This window comes from Moorena sp. SIO4E2, assembly GCF_010671945.1.
Taxonomy (GTDB): domain Bacteria; phylum Cyanobacteriota; class Cyanobacteriia; order Cyanobacteriales; family Coleofasciculaceae; genus Moorena; species Moorena producens.
In genome coordinates, this window is record NZ_JAAHIE010000781.1 from 1 (window position 1) to 2,862 (window position 2,862).

The 2,862-nt window shown below is 43.0% G+C and carries 3 protein-coding genes; 2 read left to right on the forward strand and 1 reads right to left on the reverse strand.

The features are described from left to right. Positions 1-539 (reverse strand): tocopherol cyclase family protein (locus tag F6K37_RS37095; protein ID WP_287255990.1); only part of this gene is annotated, 539 nt, incomplete at its 3' end. Between the two features lie 295 nt (positions 540-834). Here F6K37_RS37095 and F6K37_RS37100 point away from each other — a divergent pair. Beyond that, complete coding sequence (locus tag F6K37_RS37100) at positions 835-1,020, forward strand: hypothetical protein (RefSeq protein ID WP_287255992.1); 186 nt, start codon at positions 835-837, stop codon at positions 1,018-1,020. A 1,120-nt stretch (positions 1,021-2,140) separates the two neighbouring features. Next, positions 2,141-2,862, forward strand: a 722-nt coding sequence (locus F6K37_RS37105) for a tRNA (5-methylaminomethyl-2-thiouridine)(34)-methyltransferase MnmD (RefSeq protein ID WP_353838940.1), incomplete at its 3' end; no start/stop codon positions are given.

Here is a 2,862-nt window from a genome sequence, read left to right on the forward strand (position 1 = left end):
GCTAAACCGTGGGCCATCAAGATTTGCCATCCTGGTTCAAATATCTGTAAAAACGAAAGCCAGCCAGCGGTTGATTGCTGGGCTTTTCCCAGATCTCCCCAGCCATAAATCGGTTTAATTTCATAGCGCCAATCACAATAGTTTCCGCTGGCTCGGTCCCGAATAAACCCTTGATTCAAGGTAGCTGTAGCCTGATATCCTTCCTTGATTTGATACTCAAATTTATCGGGGTCAAGGTATTGAGGGGTAATTTGTAATTTAGTTTTACCCCAATGTCCTAGACCTAAGGAGTCCGATGACCCCCAAAACTGTTCCGGATGGGGGAAGGTACGACACAGATACTGATCATCAGGGCCTAGAATTTGGGCTGAACCCCCACTATAGGGTTGACCACCGATGGGGTCTTCAATAGAATACATAAACCCAAACGTCTGACCACAATTGGGTAACGTCACCCGATAGTACCAACCTTCAAAAAAGCGTCCGCTCTTTCCGTCCCAGTGATATCCGCTGTGGGGTGTTTGAAAAGGATCTGCCATAGACTAGGGTTTGGTTCGATTGAATTTTGATAGTCTCAGCTTAGGGAGAAACAGGATTTTGCCATTAATTCTTAGGCGTTGCTGAATCAGGGTCTGATTTGAGGAGTTGCGTTCCCGGGAGTAATAGCATCACATTTCTCGCCAGATAATCAACCCAAGTCAATCCTACTATGCAATGCCGATTAATGTCAGTAATAATTCTTAACATCAAAGGTACCCTCAAGGGTAATGTCAAGCCAGGGTTAGATTTTCTATGATCAATGTGTTGATTGAAATTAATTACAGCAAGAGGTAAATGATGAGTATAGCAGGAACATGGGGTCAATCTGAGGGTCAATCTGAGATTACAGTGGAGGATATGCAGGTTACTATCACTATGGGTACTCGTCCAAATGGGCGTGGTGTTGTGATCTGTAGTGACCCAGATGTAATACGAGTTAACTTCCCAGATGATCGAGTTTACCAAAAAATTTGGGTTTAAAGCCCCGTCCTTATAGGACGGCTTTTTTTTAAATTAAGACTTGACGGTTTTATCGCATCGTGTTAAGATAAAAACCAATAATGTTATAGATAAACATAGTCTTAAAATAAGTAGATGATGTAAAAAATAAGCTAAGAGCTCAGCTTATTGCATAATCAAATCTAACGATTTGGATATCTACGAAAACATAAGATCAAGAAAAAGTTTATCGAACTTGTTAACTAGATTAGGTACGGTGGGGCACACCGAAACCTAGGTCATAGACTAAATACGCTTGTGGAGAAGAGACCTCTATTTTTCCTGGCTCCGGCCTGGTTAAACAAGTCACCTCGTTGAAGCAAGAATCCCCGTCCTTACAGGGCGGGGAGTGTCAAATAGGTACTCTGATTAATCAAAATCAAATACAGTGGGCCGGGATAGGAACATTAAACGCGAATAACGTTTGGACGAGGTAACAAGTTTAGGTAGTGGTAAAGATGTAGTGGTTTAGCTACTTGTTTACCACTACCGAAGTTTAGACCTCGGCGTTTGAGTCGTAAGTAATAAGCTGTTGTGCATTTAAAATGCACAACAGCTTAGTTAAGATCAGGACCCAAATAGTCTATCAAGCGAAAAAGTTTTTGCTACTCCAAATCCGAGGAAATGTGGCGACATTCTGGTAATTCACTATCTTAAATTTTGGGATGTTCCAGATCCTTCTCTGTGTAATTATTTAAATTATACCTTAATTCAGCAACGCCAATTCTTTTGAAACTCCCCGTCTCTTTAGAGCGGGGAGTTTCAATAATCCGATGGTGGGCAGTGCCTACCAACTAGAAGCGTTGAAAGTTAGCAGGTTACATGTTCGATGTTGGGCAAATAACCTACCCGACAGGAACGCCAAAGGCGAACAACCCCATCACCTTCAACCTTCAACATTTTAGAATTTAGAATTTAGAATTTAGAATTTAGAATTTAGAATTTGGGTAAGTATTCAGCTATCAGCCATCATCCTATGCGCTAGGCGCATAGGCTTAGATGGGCTTTTCCTCAGACTTTCAATTCTCATTAATCTCGAACTATTAAATTCTCCCGTTCGTGTAGCGTGGCTCACGGCTGACAGCTGAAGGCTGACGGCTGAATGCTTATGAATTTGGAATTCTACATTCTGCATTCTACATTCTGCATTCTGACAGACAACCTTCAACCCCATAACCTTCAACCTTTAAAATCCCTAATGCCCGATAACAAGGTATTCACACCGGAAATGACTGCTGATGGCTCATTTACCTTTTTTTGTTCAGAAATTGGTGAATCCTATCACAGCCGACAAGGTGCCATAGAAGAAGCCCAGGTGAAGTTTGTCAAACCTTGCCAACTAGCCCAAAAAGCCCAACAGCCAGTGCTACGGTTGTTGGATATCTGTTATGGTCTAGGTTACAACACCGCTGCTGCCCTAGGGGAAATTTGGACACAAAATCCCCACTGCCATGTCCAACTGGTTGCCCTAGAATTAGACTCTACCGTACCACAAGCTGCGATCGCTCAGGGTTGGCTGAATCACTTTCGTGATCCTATCCCCCAACTATTAGAGGCTCTGGCAACTACTGGACTGGTTGAAACCGAGCAATTCCAAGCTCAACTATATCTCGGTGATGCCAGAGAGACTATCCAACAGGTGCAACAAGGTAACTTCCAAGCCGATGCTATCTTTCTTGACCCCTTTTCCCCACCTAACTGTCCTCAATTATGGACCCTAGAATTTATTCAACACTTAGCCCAATGTTGCTCAGACACCGGTAGACTAGCCACCTACTCTTGTGCCGCAGCAGTTAGAATTGCCCTGATCACAGCTGGGTTTAC

Coding starts and splice junctions, on each gene's coding strand:
- F6K37_RS37100 (WP_287255992.1), top strand. CDS start 835: ATGATGAGTATAGCAGGAACATGGGGTCAATCTGAGGGTCAATCTGAG.